The organism is Pedobacter cryoconitis (genome assembly GCF_014200595.1).
GTDB classification, from domain to species: domain Bacteria; phylum Bacteroidota; class Bacteroidia; order Sphingobacteriales; family Sphingobacteriaceae; genus Pedobacter; species Pedobacter cryoconitis_C.
Window position 1 is genome coordinate 1,969,112 of record NZ_JACHCG010000001.1, and the last position, 17,407, is coordinate 1,986,518.

The 17,407-nt window shown below is 40.0% G+C and carries 13 protein-coding genes; 9 read left to right on the top strand and 4 right to left on the bottom strand.

From position 1 onward, the window contains the following. Window positions 1-89: 89 nt before the first annotated feature. Entirely contained in the window at window positions 90-1,154 is a 1,065-nt protein-coding gene (locus tag HDE70_RS08150; protein WP_183889297.1) for a DUF6588 family protein, read from the bottom strand. Between the two features lie 336 nt (window positions 1,155-1,490). Here HDE70_RS08150 and HDE70_RS08155 point away from each other — a divergent pair, with 336 nt between their 5' ends. The 8 genes from HDE70_RS08155 to HDE70_RS08190 all read left to right on the top strand — a co-directional run bounded on the left by HDE70_RS08155 (window position 1,491) and on the right by HDE70_RS08190 (window position 11,616). Beyond that, window positions 1,491-2,504, top strand: coding sequence for a sensor histidine kinase (locus tag HDE70_RS08155; protein WP_183889299.1), 1,014 nt, complete (start codon window positions 1,491-1,493; stop codon window positions 2,502-2,504). Further along, a complete protein-coding gene (locus HDE70_RS08160; RefSeq protein WP_183889301.1) occupies window positions 2,501-3,262 on the top strand; it encodes a LytR/AlgR family response regulator transcription factor in 762 nt (253 codons plus the stop codon). Before HDE70_RS08155 ends, HDE70_RS08160 begins: the two co-directional genes overlap by 4 nt. 161 nt (window positions 3,263-3,423) lie before the next feature. Beyond that, a complete protein-coding gene (locus HDE70_RS08165) occupies window positions 3,424-4,758 on the top strand; it encodes a TolC family protein (protein WP_183869650.1) in 1,335 nt (444 codons plus the stop codon). Window positions 4,759-4,764: 6 nt separating this feature from the next. Beyond that, window positions 4,765-5,826, top strand: coding sequence for an efflux RND transporter periplasmic adaptor subunit (locus HDE70_RS08170; protein ID WP_183889303.1), 1,062 nt, complete (start codon window positions 4,765-4,767; stop codon window positions 5,824-5,826). Between the two features lie 9 nt (window positions 5,827-5,835). Next, on the top strand, window positions 5,836-8,964 hold the full coding sequence (locus tag HDE70_RS08175; RefSeq protein WP_183889305.1) for an efflux RND transporter permease subunit: 3,129 nt from the start codon (window positions 5,836-5,838) through the stop codon (window positions 8,962-8,964). 15 nt (window positions 8,965-8,979) lie between these two features. Next, window positions 8,980-10,002 carry a DUF6268 family outer membrane beta-barrel protein gene (locus tag HDE70_RS08180; protein ID WP_183889307.1) on the top strand — a complete coding sequence of 341 codons (1,023 nt, stop codon included), beginning with the start codon at window positions 8,980-8,982 and terminating at the stop codon, window positions 10,000-10,002. Between the two features lie 55 nt (window positions 10,003-10,057). Beyond that, the gene (locus HDE70_RS08185; RefSeq protein ID WP_183889309.1) at window positions 10,058-11,035 is read left to right on the top strand and encodes a helix-turn-helix domain-containing protein; all 978 of its coding nucleotides are present in this window, start codon (window positions 10,058-10,060) and stop codon (window positions 11,033-11,035) included. 92 nt (window positions 11,036-11,127) lie between these two features. Then, on the top strand, window positions 11,128-11,616 hold the full coding sequence (locus HDE70_RS08190; RefSeq protein ID WP_183869655.1) for a GNAT family N-acetyltransferase: 489 nt from the start codon (window positions 11,128-11,130) through the stop codon (window positions 11,614-11,616). Between the two features lie 19 nt (window positions 11,617-11,635). Here HDE70_RS08190 and HDE70_RS08195 read toward each other — a convergent pair whose 3' ends face one another. Beyond that, the gene (locus HDE70_RS08195; RefSeq protein WP_317617399.1) at window positions 11,636-12,526 is read right to left on the bottom strand and encodes a cation diffusion facilitator family transporter; all 891 of its coding nucleotides are present in this window, start codon (window positions 12,524-12,526) and stop codon (window positions 11,636-11,638) included. A gap of 124 nt (window positions 12,527-12,650) precedes the next feature. On the opposite strand from HDE70_RS08195, the gene HDE70_RS08200 reads away from it, so the two are divergent. After that, the gene (locus HDE70_RS08200) at window positions 12,651-14,612 is read left to right on the top strand and encodes an ATP-binding protein (protein ID WP_183889311.1); all 1,962 of its coding nucleotides are present in this window, start codon (window positions 12,651-12,653) and stop codon (window positions 14,610-14,612) included. Window positions 14,613-14,665: 53 nt separating this feature from the next. Here the strand turns inward: HDE70_RS08200 and HDE70_RS08205 are convergent, their stop codons facing one another. Together HDE70_RS08205 and HDE70_RS08210 are read right to left on the bottom strand one after the other, a co-directional pair. Next, window positions 14,666-15,577 (bottom strand): metallophosphoesterase family protein, encoded by a 912-nt coding sequence (locus HDE70_RS08205; protein ID WP_183889313.1) that lies wholly within the window; start codon window positions 15,575-15,577, stop codon window positions 14,666-14,668. Window positions 15,578-15,640: 63 nt separating this feature from the next. Continuing rightward, the gene (locus HDE70_RS08210; protein WP_183889315.1) at window positions 15,641-17,401 is read right to left on the bottom strand and encodes a RagB/SusD family nutrient uptake outer membrane protein; all 1,761 of its coding nucleotides are present in this window, start codon (window positions 17,399-17,401) and stop codon (window positions 15,641-15,643) included. Window positions 17,402-17,407: the final 6 nt, after the last annotated feature.

A 17,407-nucleotide genomic window follows, 5' to 3' on the forward strand; every position in this document is an offset into this window, starting at 1 on the left:
TATAAGACAAATTTAGGGGGAGATGCCGCGCAGGATTTATACAAAACCTTGAATTATTAGCACAAAACGTTTATAAGTACTGTTCCTGTTTATAAACCGAAACCTATACCAGCATTTACCATATTGTAATTTTCTGCTACGCCATAAGATCCAAACAGTCTCAGGACAGGGAATTTAAGCTGAAAGCCCATATCAGCACGAAAACCTTTGATATAATTTGCGTTTATGTTTACAGGATCGGTAAAAGTGGTGTAAGATATTTGCGTCTCCGTTATGCCATTTATGATCGGATAGTTCCCTTTTAAGCCCACCTTTGTTTTTGATACGTTGTAACCCGCAGACAGGTAAGGAGTGAAGAACGAAAGCTGTTTGGAGAAAATGGCCTGAACCAGATAGTTATCCAGATTGCCATAAATTTCCTGACGGCTAAAATCTGTTGATTGTTGCGGATCTGAGGGGACTAAAAAGTCATCTGGTTGCAGGTTCAGTTTTTTAGCGTAATGAAGTCTGCTGTAATTAAATGCAAGGGCGAAATCAAAGGGAATGGAATTCCCTCCGCTTGAAAAATCCTGGATAAGATTGTGCTTGATACCAAAACCAATCATACTTACTGAACCTATGCCTTTATTAAGTTTTATCTTTGGAATGGCGCGGACTGTTACATCTGTATGCTGGAAAAGGCCTACCGTTAGCTGTAATTGTGGGGTGGGCACTATATCTTCAAACAGACCTCCTGGCATATCAAACGTCGTGAGTTTATGGCCGTTGGTATCATAAATATCCATAGCTGGGCCGTTAACATGTTTATCACCGCTAAAGGTGGGGGCTATTACCTGATTCAGATTAGCCGGACGAATATTGCTGGAAAGACCGATTTGCGTTACATTGAATGTCCTTTCTGTGGTAGGTACAATGACTGCTGTAGCGGTAGCCCTCAGTTCAAAATGAAATAAGCCCAATGTTTTTGCTGTGTTTGTCCAGCCACTACTCATCCCCATGCCCAATCCTTTCAATAGCGGGCGCCCATAAGCGTCAACAAGTTTGGCGGCATCGTCCGGGCCGGCTTTGATCAGTTGTTCGAAGCCAGTCTGTGCTTTTATAGCGTTTGATGTTAATAATAGTAAGGTAGCGGCTATGTAAAGTTGTTTTTTCATTATTAAATAGGATCAGGTTCAGCGTTTCCTTCTCTGATTGATTTGATGCAATTCTGAGGCTTCCTTAGCCAGGAATTTCTTAATTGCTAATATTATTCTCAAAATTCTAATTTTCATAATCCAATTTGCAGGTCAGGGTATACCAACGGTTACAAAGTTGGGTAAATTAGGTGTAATCAATCCTCTTAATCAAGTGAAACGTTCAAATGGTTTGGTGAAGTGTACAATTAATCAACTGAAGCGATTATATTTCTTTTGATGTACAATTCAACCCCGACTTTGGCCGTTCCATGTTAAAATATTGCCCTCGTCTGGTTTTTTGAAATACATTTGCAAATGTTCAAATCCTATCAGCTTAAATGGTTTTTTATCCTCTCAGGTATTTTAGCAATAAGCACCCAGCTGCTGCGCAAAGAAATCTCCAGAGAAATAGCGTATTGGGAATATTTTAATTATGCACTCCAAAATTATGGAGTGATCCTGATTGCGTGGTTACCTTATGGATATTTCTTTAACCATAAATTCCCGTGGCTTAAAAATTACACCAAGAATCTGCTGAGTATAGTCGTGTCTATTTTATTTGCTCTTGGATTAGCATATGTTTTTTCCCTGGTATTACCTCCGGATAGATTAAATGATAAGGCAGTTGGTTTTAGCAATTTATCAGACTTCAAAATCCATTTCGTTTCCTCTTTTTTTCTGGGACTGATTTGTTATGTAGTCTTTTATAGTATTTATACCAATGCCGCTTTACAGCAAACAAAGTTGGAGAATGAAATTCTTGAACAAGCACATCTTCGTGCGCAGCTAATATCTTTACAGCAGCAGATCAGCCCTCATTTTTTATTCAACTCCCTGAGTACGCTCAAAACTATTGCACCCGACTGGCCGACAAAAAATTATATTATCCAGCTGGCTATTGTGTACCGGTATGTATTAAATTTCAATGAACATCACCTTACGCCACTAAGTGATGAGATTAATTTTATCAGATCATATCTGTATATTATGAATGAACGTTTTGAGGATAGTTTAAAGATAGTTATCAATATAAAGGAGGAATACTTAAAGTTACTGATCCCGTCACTTTCTTTACAGTTACTGGTAGAAAATGCAATTAAGCACAATACGATTTCAGCGGAGAAACCATTAGAACTGACAATTATTACAGATGATTCACCGGCACTTACAGTAGTGAATAATTTTCAGCCAAAGAAAGTACCTGCCGAAGGGACTGGTACAGGATTGAAAAACATTCGGGAACGTTATAAGTTATTGGCTAATCAGGCTATCAAAATTTTAAATGAGGATGGGAAGTTCTCTGTCACTATACCTTTACTTCAAAAATGAGAGTAGTAATAATCGAAGATGAATTGAAGACGGCAAATGAGCTGAAAAGTATGCTCCAAAGCCTTAATGATGAAATTACAGTCGAGGCTGTTTTAAAGTCAGTAGCCGCTGCAACAGATTGGTTGAAGAGAAATCCTGCTCCCGATCTCATTTTCTCTGATATCCAGTTGGGGGATGGACTGAGTTTCGAGATTTTCAGAGAGGTAGAAACCAATGCACCTATTGTTTTTTGCACTGCATTTGATGAATATGCAATCAGGGCGTTTGAATCCAATAGTATCGATTACTTATTGAAACCGATTGAAGAAGATATGGTGAAGAAAAGCCTCGAAAAATATCATCGGCTTAATGTACACTTGATTAATCAAAGTCAGCATGCCCAGAACCTGAACAAGATCCTGGTGCAGATGGATTCGGGTTATAAGCAAAATATTCTCGTTCATTACCGGGAAAAAATAATTCCTGTCCGTGTGCTGGATATTCAGTTTATCTACGCCTCAAATGGTGCGGTATACTTGCATACTTCCAATGATAAAAGCTATGTAGTTCAACATACTATTGAACAATTGGAATCGATGCTAAATCCACAATTATTCTTTCGTGCCAACCGGAAGTTTATTATAAACCATGCTTTTATTACGAATATTGAACACTATTTCAATCGCAAGCTTTTCGTCATGACAAAAAGTGAAGCCCCCGAAAAGATTATTATCGGCCGGGTTAAGGCACCGGTCTTCTTAAAGTGGGTTGAGCAATAGCCCGCAATTACTTCCTGTTTTCCATTTTGTTCATTTCACTGTTCATTTTGTCCGTTTCATGGTCAAAATCAAAATCCGGATGTTAAATCCGTATAGTTTTGCACAAAAAGATAGTACTGCTTAACCCTTTTAGGTTAGGCAAAAGCGTCTTTAAGCAGGATATGAAAAAAAAGATAATATTGGCAGTGATGTGCTTGCTACAGCTCCATGTATTTGCACAACAGAAGTGGGACCTGAAAGAATGCATTGATTATGGGCTACAGCATAACCGCAATACAGCTGTTTATGAGAACGAAAAGAAAGCGGCTGATGCGAAAGCCAAAGAGGCACTTTCAGATTATTTACCTAAAGTTAGTGTCTCAGCAACTTTAGAAGACAATTTAAAGGTTCAGGAATCTGTTATTCCGGCTGGGGTATTCGGCCCAACAGATATTCGTGTAGCTTTTAGTCAGAAATTCAATAGCAATGGGCTGGCACAACTCGATCAGACTATTTATGATCAGTCATTGTTAAATGGTTTAAAAGCAAATAAGTACAGTAAGCAGCAGGCGGGCCTGAATATCGTCAAGAACCAGGAAACGATCATTTATAATATTGGTAATGCATATTACCAGATCATTGTGTACAGGGAACAATTGCGGTTGCTGCGTGAAAACCTGGAGACTTACCAAAAGCAGATTGATATCTCTGCATTACAGGTAAAAAAGGGGGTGACCCTTAAAAAAGATCTGGATAAGGTTACTGTAGATTATAACAATGCAGTCTCTCAGATTCGTGTGGCAGAAAGCAATCTGACACTTGCTGAAAATCAACTTAAGTATGAAATGGGGTATCCGATGACCGGACAGTTACAGGTAGAAAACCCATCTGTAGAAGGCCTGAGTGCTGTGGTGCGTCCAGATCTGGATAGTAATGGGTTTTTAGCGGATAAACGGACAGATTATCAGCTTTCCATGGTGAATGCTAAACTTTTGGAAATAGACCAAAAGAGGATCAAAGCGGGAGCGCTTCCCAAGCTTAGCGGGTATGCCAGGTATGGTGCTGTCGGCTTTGGTAACACGCTTGGCCCGGCCTTTAAAGATTTAAGCCCATATTCTGTGATCGGACTGAAACTCAGCATTCCGCTGTTCGATTTCTTTAAGCGCAATGCGCAGTATAATCAGGCAAAGTATAAAAGTCTCAATGCAGTTGAAAATTTAAAGCTGGATGAAGGCAAGTATGAAATGGAATATCAGAATGCCAGAACAAAAATGGTTAAGGCTAAGAGCAGCCTGGAAAGCGACCGGCGAAATATTGATCTGGCACAATCTGTATTCAAAATAACTGACTTGCAGTATAAAAAAGGTGTTGAAAATTTAACGGAGTGGCTAAATACACAAAACTCAATCAAAGAAGCACAAAATAATTACCTCAACTCACTCTATAGTTTCCTGCAAGCCAGATTAGACCTGGAAAAAGCGGCAGGTAGTCTTAAAACATTTTATACCTCACTTTAAACAAAAATGAAACGTAAACACATCATAATCCTGATCGTCGTGGTCAGTATCGGTCTTATTATTTTTAAGCTCGCTGTAAATAAAAGCAAGCTCAATGAAAAGGAAAATCCAAAGGAGAATACTGCTGTGGTAAAGATACCTGTAAAAGTTGCTACAGTTAAGGAACAGCTACAGGAAATCAACCTGATAAAAACAGGAAGCCTTGCACCATTTAAGGAAGCCAAAGTGCTTTCAACAGTTGGGGGGACAATAGTGCAATTGAAGTTCAATCTTGGTGATTATGTACATGAAGGGCAGATCCTTGCGGTTATGGATACCAAATTGACGCAGCTTGATTTACAAAAAGCACAGACCAATGCAACCAAATTACGCCACGACCTTCAGACCTATACAGAATTGCTGGAAGGACAAGCAGCAACCCGGGAGAAAGTAAACGAAATCCGCCAAAATTATACGGATGCTGAAAATCAGGTCAATCAACTTAAAAAACAAATAGCAGATGCGTCTGTCAAAGCACCTACCAGTGGTACAATTTCAGCAAAGATGCTGGAGCAGGGTGTGTTTGCCAATGCAGGGGCTGAGCTTGGAACGGTTGTCAATCTTTCGCAGGTTAAAGTTCAGCTTAAGCTGACGGAAAATGAGGTTTACCAGGCAAAGATGGGGCAGTCGGTTAAGATTACAACAGATGTTTATCAGGGTCAGGTTTTTAATGGCAAAATCACTTTTATCAGCCCTCAGGCAGATGAAACACATAATTACCTGGTAGAGATCATCGCCGATAATAAAGATGGCTCTTTACTACGCTCCGGTACTTTCGTTTATGCTGACTTCTCCCGAAAAACAAAGCAAAATATCCTGCTCATCCCAAGAGAAGCATTGACCGAAAGTATCAAAGATGCGAGTGTTTATGTTGTCGAACATAATATAGTTCACCAAAAGCCAATCAAAACCGGTATAGAAATGAATAACCTGATCCAGGTTATCAGTGGCCTGAACGCCGGTGAGGTTGTGGTTACTTCCGGACAAATCAATTTAAAAGAAGGCTCACCAGTTAGTGTCTCTAAATAAAACATCATCATGTCAATAACCGAAATTGCCGTTAAGCGGCCCTTATTAATTATTGTAGTGTTTACTGTGCTGTTTATTTTCGGTACCAAGTCCTATTTTAGTTTAAATTATAATTTGCTCCCAAAAATCGAAATACCTACAGTTTCTGTAAGTACTGTTTATCCGGGAGCGGCAGCAGCTGAAGTAGAAACTTCAGTAACCAAAAAACTGGAAGATGCTTTTTCTTCAGTAGAAGGACTTGATAAAATTACATCCACTTCGCAAGAAGGGGTGTCCAGTGTTGTTATACAGCTGAAAAGTGGAACTGACATCGATCAGGCTGAGCGGAATATTCAGCGGAAAGCAGATCAGGTTCAGAATGATTTGCCTGATAATGCAGATAAACCTGTAGTCAATAAGATCAATTTAGAAGAGGTACCGGTTATTAAGGCTGGGGTAACTTCTACAAAATCCCCGCGTGAACTGTATGATTTCGTCGATAAGCAATTGCTTCCCATTTTGCAGAATGTAAAAGGTGTGGGACGGGTAACGATAGTTGGTGGTGATGAACGTCAGATACAAGTTAATATAGACCAGAACAAGCTAAAGTCATATGGTTTAGGAATTGGTCAGATCTCTGACGTGTTAAGTAAAGCGAACCAGTCTTTTCCCGCAGGAAGTATAGAAACGCGTGATCAGCAGTTGTCGATACATTTTGACGCCAGTGTTGCTTCTCTTGCACAGATCAGGGGACTGATTGTTCAGCAAAGACCGGGGGCAGGCAGTATCTATTTAAAAGATGTGGCAGAAGTAGTCGATGCGACTGCTAAAACCACAGCGATCAATCACATTAACGGAATTCCATCTATTGGTGTGCAGATTATTAAACAAAGTGATGCGAATGCGGTCGATGTAAGTGAACAGGTTAAAAAGAAATTTGAAGAAATACAGGCCACTTATAAAGACCAGGCTTTAAAATTCAGTATCTCTTCGGACCAGAGTATTTATACGCTGCGTTCTGCGGATGGGGTTATGGAAGATCTTGGGCTTGCAGTAGTCATTGTAGGGGTAATCATGCTCGCTTTTTTACATAGTTTCCGCAGTTCTATGTTTGTGCTTGTAGCGCTTCCGTCCTCTATCATTCCAACGTTTATTGCGATGTACTTTTTTGGTTTTTCGCTCAACCTGATGACATTGATGGCAATGTCCTTAGTGGTGGGAATCCTGGTAGATGATTCTATTGTGGTACTGGAAAATATATACCGTCACCTGGAAATGGGATCGGATAAAAGAACAGCTGCATTGGAAGGAAGGAGTGAGATTGGTTTTACAGCATTGGCAATTACCGCAGTAGATGTGGTTGTATTCCTACCTATTGCTTTTGCAGGTGGAATTATTGGTGCATTGCTCCAGGAATTTTCATTGGTGGTCGTATTTTCTACGCTGATGAGTTTATTTGTGTCCTTTACGGTTACCCCTATGCTGGCCAGCAGGTTCGGTAAGATTGAAAAATTAAATGAGAAAACTTTGTGGGGGAAACTCAATCTGGGTTTTGAGCGCTTTCTTGATGGACTTAAAGATGATTATGGAAAGTTGCTGACCATTGTGATCCATAAAAAAAGATGGTTGTTATCCGGAGTCATTTTACTGATCATTGGAAGTATTTCTTTAGTTCCATTTGGTTTTATAGGTGCTGCATTTATCCCATCTGCGGATCAGGGAGAGTTAATGATCAATCTTGAGCTGGCGCCGTCTACCACGCTTTATCAGACCAACATGATCACGCAACAGGCAGAAAAATTGATTATGAAGGAAAAGGTCGTAACGAATGTCTTTTCCAGCATCGGTTTTACAAGTGGGAGTGTTGCTGGAACCACGAATAACAGTAATCTGGCAGAAATTACAGTTTCTATGGTAGATAAAAATGACAGGAGCATATCCGCTGAAGATTTCGGTATTCAGCTTCAGCAGAAGTTAAGTGCAGTGATTCCTGGTGCAAAGATTACCTCAGTTCCTACCTCTGTAGGCGGAGGGGCTAATCAGGCGCCTATTCAGATCGGCATTAAAGGTCTTGATCTTAAAGCGATCCGCAAAGTTGCCGAAGAATATAAAACCCTTATCGCTACAGTACCGGGTACCAAATTTGTTGAACTTTCTGTTAAAAATCAGAAACAACAGGTCGAGGTTAAGCTGAACCGTGAAAAGATGACGTTGTTGGGAATTGATGCAAGCCAGGTCGGTGCAGCTTTACAAAATTCATTCAGCGGTAATAAGAAGAGCAAATTTAAACAGGGTGGAAACGAGTATGACATCCTGGTTAGTCTGGACAGATACGACCGTTCTAATATTAACAATGTTAACAACCTGTCTTTTACCAATAGTGATGGTCAGTCTTTTGTACTGAGCCAGTTTGCTGAGGTAAGAGAAGGTTTGGGAGAGAGCGTACTGGCAAGGAGCGACCGGTTAGGATCTATCAGCGTGAATTCAAATGTGGCTGGCAGACCAACGGGGTCGGTGAATGCAGCTATTAAAAAGAAAATCAGCAATGTGAAATTACCTGAAGGGGTAACGGTCGAGTTTCTGGGTGATGCCAAAAGTCAGGGTGACGCATTTGGCAGTTTATTTTTTGCTTTAGGGGTTGCTATTGTACTGGTTTACCTGATTATGGTGGCTTTATACGAAAATGCAATTTATCCTTTTGTTGTTCTTTTCTCCATTCCTGTAGCACTGGTTGGCGCCTTGCTGGCCCTGGCACTGACAATGGAAACATTAAACATCTTCTCGCTGATTGGAATGATTATGCTGCTTGGCCTGGTCTCGAAAAATGCAATCCTGATTGTAGATTTTACGAATCAGCTGAAGGCTGAGGGTTACACTGTGGAGAAGGCTTTAATAGAAGCGGGCAGGGAAAGGCTAAGGCCAATTCTGATGACCACACTGGCCATGGTGTTTGGTATGTTGCCAATTGCACTGGCGAGTGGTGCTGGTGCAGAAATCAAAAATGGGATGGCCTGGGTAATTATTGGCGGATTAACGAGTTCGATGATCCTGACGCTGTTTGTAGTGCCGTCTATGTACCTCATCATTGAAAACCTGATGTTGAAATTTAAAAAGAAGAATGTCAAAGAAGGCCAGTTGTTACTGGAAACTCATAATTAAATAGCGAAATAGCACATGAAGTACAAAACTCTTTTTTATCTCCATATTTTAATTGCAGCCTGTTCTACGGCAAATGCGCAAACAGCCCGGAAAGCCGCAGCAATCAAAAGGATGACCGATTCCCTGACTATGGAGGGATTGTCGGCCTATGCCATGCGATACCCGCAATTGAGACAGGCCTTTTTCGCCACTGATTTCATCGGTAAAGCAAATGTTAAAGGTGAATTAAACGGAAAGGATCTGTATGAGGGTAAAATGAATATCACCAGGATCAGGTCTAATTTCAACGTCCCTATTTCAAACTGGGGCAGAAATGTAGTTACCGGATCAATAGGGTACCAGCAACAGCAGCTAAAAACAACTGATATTACCAGTTATGATCCTCGTTTTTCTAATGCAGACATCAGTACAACCAAGTCTACAATCAGTTTGTCGGCTACTTTTGGCCGGTCGGATTCGGTTTTCAATAAGCTGATATTTTATGGGCTTGGTATTTCGGGCGTTACTGATGAGCTTTCTTCTATTAAAAGGCTTAATTATATCGGTTCTATCTCTATGCCAATCAGAAGAGATCAGAATTCTTCGTTAACAATAGGCCTGGTAGTGATTCTCGATCCGTCTGCAATTGTTCCTGCCATACCGATAGTGAGCTACTGGCATAAATACAAGGCTTCGAACGTTGAATTATTTGTTGATTTTCCTTCAAGGATCGTTTTGAGAAAGCAGTTTTCTAAAAGGAGCTGGGCTACTGCCGGGTCTGAACTGGGTGGGAGTTTGCTGTTCTTTAATTTAGATAAGCCATCTTTACCACAGAATAATATCTACACCAATGCGGAAGTACGTACGGGGTTAACTTTTGAGTATCTGGTAACGAAAAAGCTGATCCTTGGTGTAAATGGTGGACTTTATAGTACAACAGCGGCAAGAATGTTTAACCGGAATGATAAACCGGATGATTACTTTTTTAAAGCGAAGACTGGTTCTGCTCCATACCTTACTTTCTCGGTTTCTTTTCTGCCGTTTTTAAAAAGGTTATAATTATGAGGTTACAAATAGCTTAACTTAGTGCTTAAATCATCTCAATATAAACCTTATGCCCATCAAATTTCATAACGAAGAAAGCAAGCAATTTATTTCTATCAATGAAATAGATGTACAAAAAATGATTTCAGGCGACCTTGTCGAAACAGAAGATATGTTTAGACTTCAAGATGCTGCTGTTCATTTTAAAAATTGGTATTTTGATGGGTATCGCATGGCACATAGCTGGCTTGACAATCAGGAAAATACACTTTCATACGGAATAAATAATGACATTGATGCAGTCCGGTTTTATTTTAACATCAAAGGCAATACTAATTTTCATTACCAGGAATTTAACAAAAATTTCAATGTAAACCGTGCCCAGTACAATTTATTGTATTCACCCGAACTAAATACTGAGGTAGTACATGGCAAAGGGATATCTGAAATATTCTCCTTACAACTTAAAAAAGAACGTTTTACTGCTCTTTTAGGTGAAAGTTGTGTTGGGCTGAACAAATTTGTGCGGCAGTTAATGGACGGAAAAGAAATGATCTTCTCATCCAGTTGGCTATATATCGGAGCTGAAATTGAACGCTGCGTTTCAAGTATGTTAAATTGCAGCTATATTAATGAACTAAAGTCCACCTATCTTAGTGCTAAGTCAACTGAATTATTGATACTATTAGCTCATGCAACTTCGGATAAGCAAGAAATAACAGGCATTAAAACGAGTGCAGATAAAGACAAAATTTATGGTGTAAAAGAGTTTTTAGACCGGTGTTATACTGAAGAAATTAGCCTGGATAAGCTTTGTACTGGCTTTGGATTAAATGAATTTAAACTGAAAAAAGGGTTTAAGGATATTTTCAATACTTCTGTAATAGATTATTTAATTAGCCGTCGTCTGGAAGAATCTTACCCGTTGTTGGCTGAAAAGAAGCTTAATATTAGTGAAGTGGCTTATAAAGTTGGTTATTCTTCTCCTTCCCATTTTAGCAAGTCTTTTAAGAAAAGATTCGGCTTTACGCCATCCCAAATCAAATAATATGTTTATCCAGATTACACCTGTTTTTATCCGGATTTTGCAAGTCAATAATTTAATCATCTGATAATTTTGCTATAAATAAATTCAGACTTATGATTAGAAATTGTATAGATACAGAAGTTACGCGTATCCTTGAAATAATAAATAAAGCCGCGGTGGCTTATCAGGATGCTATTCCTTCGGATTGTTTCCATTTGCCTTACATGAATTTAGATGAGCTGTTGAAAGAAATCAATTCTGGTGTAGTTTTCTGGGCATGGGAAGAAGCTGGCATAATAGTAGGGGTTATGGGAATACAGCAATCAAAGGATGCAATGCTTATCCGGCATGCTTATGTTGACCCTGCCTACCAGGGAAAGGGTATAGGGAGTAATTTATTAAGCTTCCTGCTCAAGCAATCTGTTGGAACTATACTAGTTGGAACATGGTCTGCTGCGCACTGGGCTATAAGGTTATACCAGCGTCATGGTTTTAATTTGGTTTCGGAGGTTGAAAAGAATCAGTTGCTTGATACTTATTGGACTATTTCTCCAAGACAGCAAGAAGTTTCTGTTGTCCTGTGCCAAAAGAAGATGATTTAATCCTGAAATGGACTATTCGTTAGTTAGGCTCAATATGGATCAGGACATTCGCCAATTCAGGAAGTTTAGCGCGAAGTGTATCTTGCAGGCGATGTGAGATATCATGTCCTTCTCTTACTGAAATATTTCCATCTACAATGGCATGCAGGTCAATATGATACTGCATGCCTGCTTTACGCACGTAACATTTTTCAGTATCAATAACGCCATTAACAGTTAAGGAAACTTGTCTGATGTTGACTACGAGGTCATCATACAAATGCTCATCCATAATTTCGCCTAAGGCAGGCCTGAAAATTTTGTAGCTGTTATAAAGGATAAAAGCGGCGGCGAAAAGGGCTGCAATATCATCTGCTGATTCATACCCTTTACCTAGTATTAATGCAATTGAGATCCCTATAAATGCCGCAACTGAAGTAATTGCATCACTACGGTGGTGCCAGGCATCTGCTTTTAACGAGGAACTATTCGTCTCTATCGCTTTTTTCATCACCTTTCGGAAAGAGATTTCTTTCCATACAATGAGTGCAGCCAATAGAATTAACGTCCATGGTTTTGGTAAAGCATGCGGTGTCCCTATATTCTGAATGCTTTCATAAGCGATAATTGTAGCAGAGGTAATCAAAAAACCGACAACCAGGAAGGTCACTAATGGTTCCGCTCTTCCATGACCGTAAGGATGATTTTCATCTGCTGGTCTGCTGGCATATTTGAGCCCAAAAAGGACAAGCAGCGACGAAAAGATATCAGCAGTTGATTCTATAGCATCGGCTATCAAGGCATAGGAATTTCCGAAAACACCTGCTACTCCTTTCAGTATTGCAAGGACAGCATTACTTACAATACTGAAATAGGTTGCCCGGACTGCTGTTTGATGATTCGTCAATTGACTGCTGTTTTCGCTTTTCACGCTGCAAAGGTAAAATAAATCAGGTTTATCAATTGATAATATTTTTAGAGGATATGATTTATTAACGAAACTTTTTTATTTAACATTTGTATTAGATCTCTATATTTACCCAAAAAGCCACCTGATGCCTGTTAATGCGAATAACTTTCCAATGGAGTACTTGTATGAAGTACTCTCACTATCTCCCAATGCGACCGGCATTTACACTGGTGAGGACGTAATTATTCTGGCTGCCAATCATGCAATGCTTAGGATATGGTCTAAAAAAAAGGATGTGATAGGTAAGCCTATGGGGGAAGCAATTCCAGAACTTAGCGGACAACCTTTTCTGGATATTCTTAAAAATGTTTATCTCAGTGGTGTGGATTACCAGGCCGAAGATATGCCTGCACAGTTAGTGATAGATGGTGTGTTGCAAACCAGGTATTTTGATTTTTTGTATAAAGCTGTTAAAAATACAGAGGGAAAGACGGAGTGTATTCTGCATACGGCCACAGATGTGACTTCTCGTTATTTATCTATGGAAAAGGTTGATTTGCTGGATAACAATCTTAAGTTAACTAATAAAGAGTTAATTGCTGCGAATGACCAGTTGAATGCTATTAACGAAGAATTGATCCAGGCGCAGCGGGAATCAGAACTGGAGCGTCAGCGGCTTTCAGATTTTGTAATGCAGGCTCCTGCGGGAATTTGTGTATTAAGGGGGGAGCAGCTGGTTTATGAACTAGTCAATCCTGCTTATCAGAAGTTATTGCCAACAAGGGAGCTGATAGGCAGACCTCTTTTTGAGGCATTGCCTGAACTTGTTGGACAACCTGTTGAGGATATTTTGCTCAATGTGTACCATACAGGAATAAGTTGTGCGTTACATGAGCTGGCTGTACCGATTGCAAGTTTAGAGGGGCTTGAGGTGGAAGAACGATATTTTACTTTCAATTATTTACCACTAAAAGATACTGTAAGTGAAACAAAAGGAATACTTGTATTCGCTTATGAGGTTACTGATCAGGTGATTGCACGTAAAAAGGTTGAAGAGAGTGAAAGGCATTTCCGTCATCTTTCTGACTTGGTTCCGGCTAAGATCAGCAATGCTCAGGCCAATGGGGAAATTACTTTTTTTAATCAGCAGTGGCTTGACTTTTCAGGAATGGACTTTGAAGAGCTCAGGGATTTTGGTTATCACAGCATGATGCATCCTGAAGAAATTCCTGATTTTATAGCGGGTTTGAAGAAATCGGCAGAGACTGGTATTCCCCTGGAAATGGAAATGAGATTCAGGAATATTCATGGAAAGTATATCTGGCATTTAAATATTGCTTCTCCAATATTAGATGAGCAGGGAAATATCAAAATGTGGGTAGGTTCGACTACGGACATTCAAAAATTGAAAGAGGAAGAGCAGCGTAAGGGGGATTTTGTGAGCATGCTGAGCCATGAACTGAAAACCCCGGTAACCTCTATTAAAGGCTATGTTCAGTTGTTGTTGAAATTAGCTGATAAAGAGGAACTGTTAAGCCCTGGAAAACTGAAATCTTCACTTGTCCGTATTGATAAATTGGTGGTACAATTGACTAACCTTATTTACGATATGCTGGACCTGACCAGAATAGAGGCTGACCAGGTAAAGATTAAACTGGAGCCGCTAAACCTGGAAGAATTGGTAGCTGAGGTTACTGAAGACCTCCGGTTTATTAATCCGAAGCACCAGATCAATGTTGATTATGGTTTCAAAGGGGTAGTCAACGCTGATAAAAATAAGATTTCACAGGTTCTGATCAACTTTATCAGTAACGCAATTAAGTATGCTCCAAAGAGTGATGTGGTAGATATTAGTGTGTTTAAAACTGAAGACGGAATGGCTGCGGTAAGTGTACGGGACTATGGAATTGGCATAGATGAAAAGGAGCATCAGAAGGTGTTTGAGCGTTTTTACAGGGTGGAGGAGCAGTCAAGTAAAGTTTTCTCAGGTTTTGGTATTGGACTTTTCTTAGCACAGTCTATTATTAGCAGACATCATGGGAAGATTTTTATTGACAGTCAGATTGGTAAGGGTTCTGTATTTACTTTTACGCTTCCTGTACGATAAAGTGATGGATATGAGATTCGAGCTAAGGGCCCAAATCTCATTTTATTTGAAGCTTAATAGTTTATATAATGTTCATCAAAACTTCCGTCCGAATACAGATCTATTAAGCCATATCCGGGTGCGGTTTCCCGTTTATTACCTTCCCACCAAGCACCACTTACCGCTCCGTTACATATATAGGTTACTCCATTATAAACAACTTTATCACGCAGGTGAATGTGTCCGCTGAGACATAGCTTTACATTGGGGTGCTGATAAAACAAGTTTATTATTTTTGCAGTATCTGTATGCATATCACCGCCCAGCATCTCCCATTTATTGACAATGTTGTCTTCAACCATGAGTGTGGCCGTTAGGATAGGGATATGTGACATCACCAGAACAGGGACATCAGCAGGCGTGTTTTTCAGTTCATTTTCCAGCCACGTAAACTGTACTTCTCCGAGTTTACCAATATACCAGGTGCCATCAATATCCAGATGTACGCTGTCCAGAATAATAAATTTCCAGCCATTTTTAATAAAACTATGATAAGGGCTGGAAAGCTTCAGCTGATCCATGGAGTATTGTTTGCCATAAATAGCCTGCCCCTTATTGTCTTCATTCCACCAGATATCGTGATTACCTAAACAATATTGCACTGGAATATTACATTCCTGCGCCATGATTTCCTTCACTAATTTCCACTGCCCATTGATTGTGGACAGCTGTTCTTTATTCATGTCGTATACAATATCACCCCCGTTAAGAATCAGATCTGGTTTTGGATGCTGTTGTTGTACATGGTGCAGACATTTAACAAACTTTTTTGGGGCATCAAAATGATCTTTTAGATGGATATCGGTCAGATGGGCAATCCGCATGACCTTTGTCTTTGTGTTGAGATTGTTGGCAAAATTGATAGAGGGAGCTAATAACAGGCCACCCAGACCGGTAAGGCTTTTAAGAACAGATCTTCTTTTCATTTGTGTTATCTATTTAAGTTAAAAGCAGCCCTGCTTAATTTGCAGGACTGCGGAATGCTTATATTACCAGTTTGGATTTTGTTTTAAATTAGGATTTAGCAGCAGATCCTGACTTGGCAAAGGAAAAAGATAATCTCTTTCCTCTCTGAATGTCTTTGGTGTGTTGGGGTTAACCACGATATTACCACCGGCAGATCCATTCTCCAGAGAAATATCAACATCCAGCTTCAGAAATTGTGCATCAGGCACTACTGGCTGATTCCCGGTATAAATTACCAGATCTGTTTTACCATCGCCATCGAGATCATAATTGCCTGTTCCAGGAAAGTATGCACCTTTAAATTGTTCTGTGAGTAAATGACCTTCCTTCCAGCGGATCAGGTCATTCCACCTGAACCCTTCCATTACCAGTTCGATCCGGCGTTCTCTTCGCAATTCCAGAATGACCCCTTTATTTGCACTGCTTACATGTGTATACTGTGCCGCAAGATAGGGATCAGGATTACTATTGGAAAGCATCAGGTTAATACCGGGCATATTTACACGGTCTCTTAGTTTTTTAACGGATTTATCGAGATCTCCCTGTGTTAAAGTACCGAGTTCCGCTTTCGCTTCAGCAAAATTGAGCAACACTTCTGCGTAACGAAAAATAGGGAGAGGGTTAGGTGATTTACTGTTCGCATCATTAACGGCCGAAGTAACAAATTTTGTAAGCTGGTAACCAGTAACCGTACCGCTGTAAGAAGGAGCGAGTACTGTCGTACCATCTACTCTTTTATAACCAGGCGTCCTGATGGTTTGTGCAAGGCGTGGATCTCTGTCCTTGGTTTCGTCAAAGAAACCATAAATATTGTATCCTGGCTTGTCTGTAAAACGGGAGCCGTCTTTCATGAGGTAACTGTTGACCAGTTTTTTTTCTAATCCTGGCTTACCAAAAGAAGGGGATACAGTGTAATAATTTACGTTATGGTTGATCTGAAGACTGGTACTATATTGTCTGGCCAGAATTACTTCTGTTGGGTTGACAACCAGGGCATGAAAAAGATCAGCATAAGCTTTATCCGGGCTGCTGGTATAAACATTATATGGCCCTTTATCAATCAGCTGTTCTGCTGCATCTGCCGAGGCCTGTAAAAAGCGATTGGCATCTGGCAGGCTAAATTCTGTATGATATTTTCTAAAGGTACCTTCAAACAGACATAACCTTGATTTTAAGGCTAGTGCAGTCCATTTAGTCACTTCCGAAGCTGATTGCCCAGCTGGCAAATTAGCAATCGCAAAGTCGATATCATTCAGTACTGAATCCATGACCAGTGTACGTGGATCTCTGGCTTTAGTAAGTGCTTCGTTATCATTCGTTTCAATTGGTTTGGAATACCAGGGCACATCGCCATAAGCTGCTACCATATTAGCGTAAAAATACGCTCTGAAAAATTTAGCAACAGCAGCATATTTAATAGCGATAGCGGGGCTCACTCCACCACGCTGATAATTTTGCAGAAAGTAGTTGACATTTCTCAGGTTTGTCCAGTTCCAGCCACCACCAGCTACAGGAACCAAGCGGTTACCTGTTATCTTTTTGTCTAGTCCATTGAGTACAATATTATCACTATTTTCGGTATACAGACTTGTGAAGGCTTTATCTTCATTGTCTGCGTTAGGTAACATATTATCATAAAATGAAGTGACATAGAGTTTAAGTTCATTTTCTGAATTGAAACTATTGTTAGGGGAGATCTGGGAAAGTGGTTCCAGGTCAAGTGATTTTTTACAGGCCGTAATCAGTGTGATGGCTGCCAGTGCCAGATATATAATTCTTTTCATGTTTGC

Bases quoted from the DNA above. Each gene is read 5' to 3' on its own strand.
- HDE70_RS08150 (WP_183889297.1), bottom strand. From the start codon at position 1,154: ATGAAAAAACAACTTTACATAGCCGCTACCTTACTATTATTAACATCA.
- HDE70_RS08155 (WP_183889299.1), top strand. From the start codon at position 1,491: ATGTTCAAATCCTATCAGCTTAAATGGTTTTTTATCCTCTCAGGTATT.
- HDE70_RS08160 (WP_183889301.1), top strand. From the start codon at position 2,501: ATGAGAGTAGTAATAATCGAAGATGAATTGAAGACGGCAAATGAGCTG.
- HDE70_RS08165 (WP_183869650.1), top strand. From the start codon at position 3,424: ATGAAAAAAAAGATAATATTGGCAGTGATGTGCTTGCTACAGCTCCAT.
- HDE70_RS08170 (WP_183889303.1), top strand. From the start codon at position 4,765: ATGAAACGTAAACACATCATAATCCTGATCGTCGTGGTCAGTATCGGT.
- HDE70_RS08175 (WP_183889305.1), top strand. From the start codon at position 5,836: ATGTCAATAACCGAAATTGCCGTTAAGCGGCCCTTATTAATTATTGTA.
- HDE70_RS08180 (WP_183889307.1), top strand. From the start codon at position 8,980: ATGAAGTACAAAACTCTTTTTTATCTCCATATTTTAATTGCAGCCTGT.
- HDE70_RS08185 (WP_183889309.1), top strand. From the start codon at position 10,058: ATGCCCATCAAATTTCATAACGAAGAAAGCAAGCAATTTATTTCTATC.
- HDE70_RS08190 (WP_183869655.1), top strand. From the start codon at position 11,128: ATGATTAGAAATTGTATAGATACAGAAGTTACGCGTATCCTTGAAATA.
- HDE70_RS08200 (WP_183889311.1), top strand. From the start codon at position 12,651: ATGCCTGTTAATGCGAATAACTTTCCAATGGAGTACTTGTATGAAGTA.
- HDE70_RS08205 (WP_183889313.1), bottom strand. From the start codon at position 15,577: ATGAAAAGAAGATCTGTTCTTAAAAGCCTTACCGGTCTGGGTGGCCTG.
- HDE70_RS08210 (WP_183889315.1), bottom strand. From the start codon at position 17,401: ATGAAAAGAATTATATATCTGGCACTGGCAGCCATCACACTGATTACG.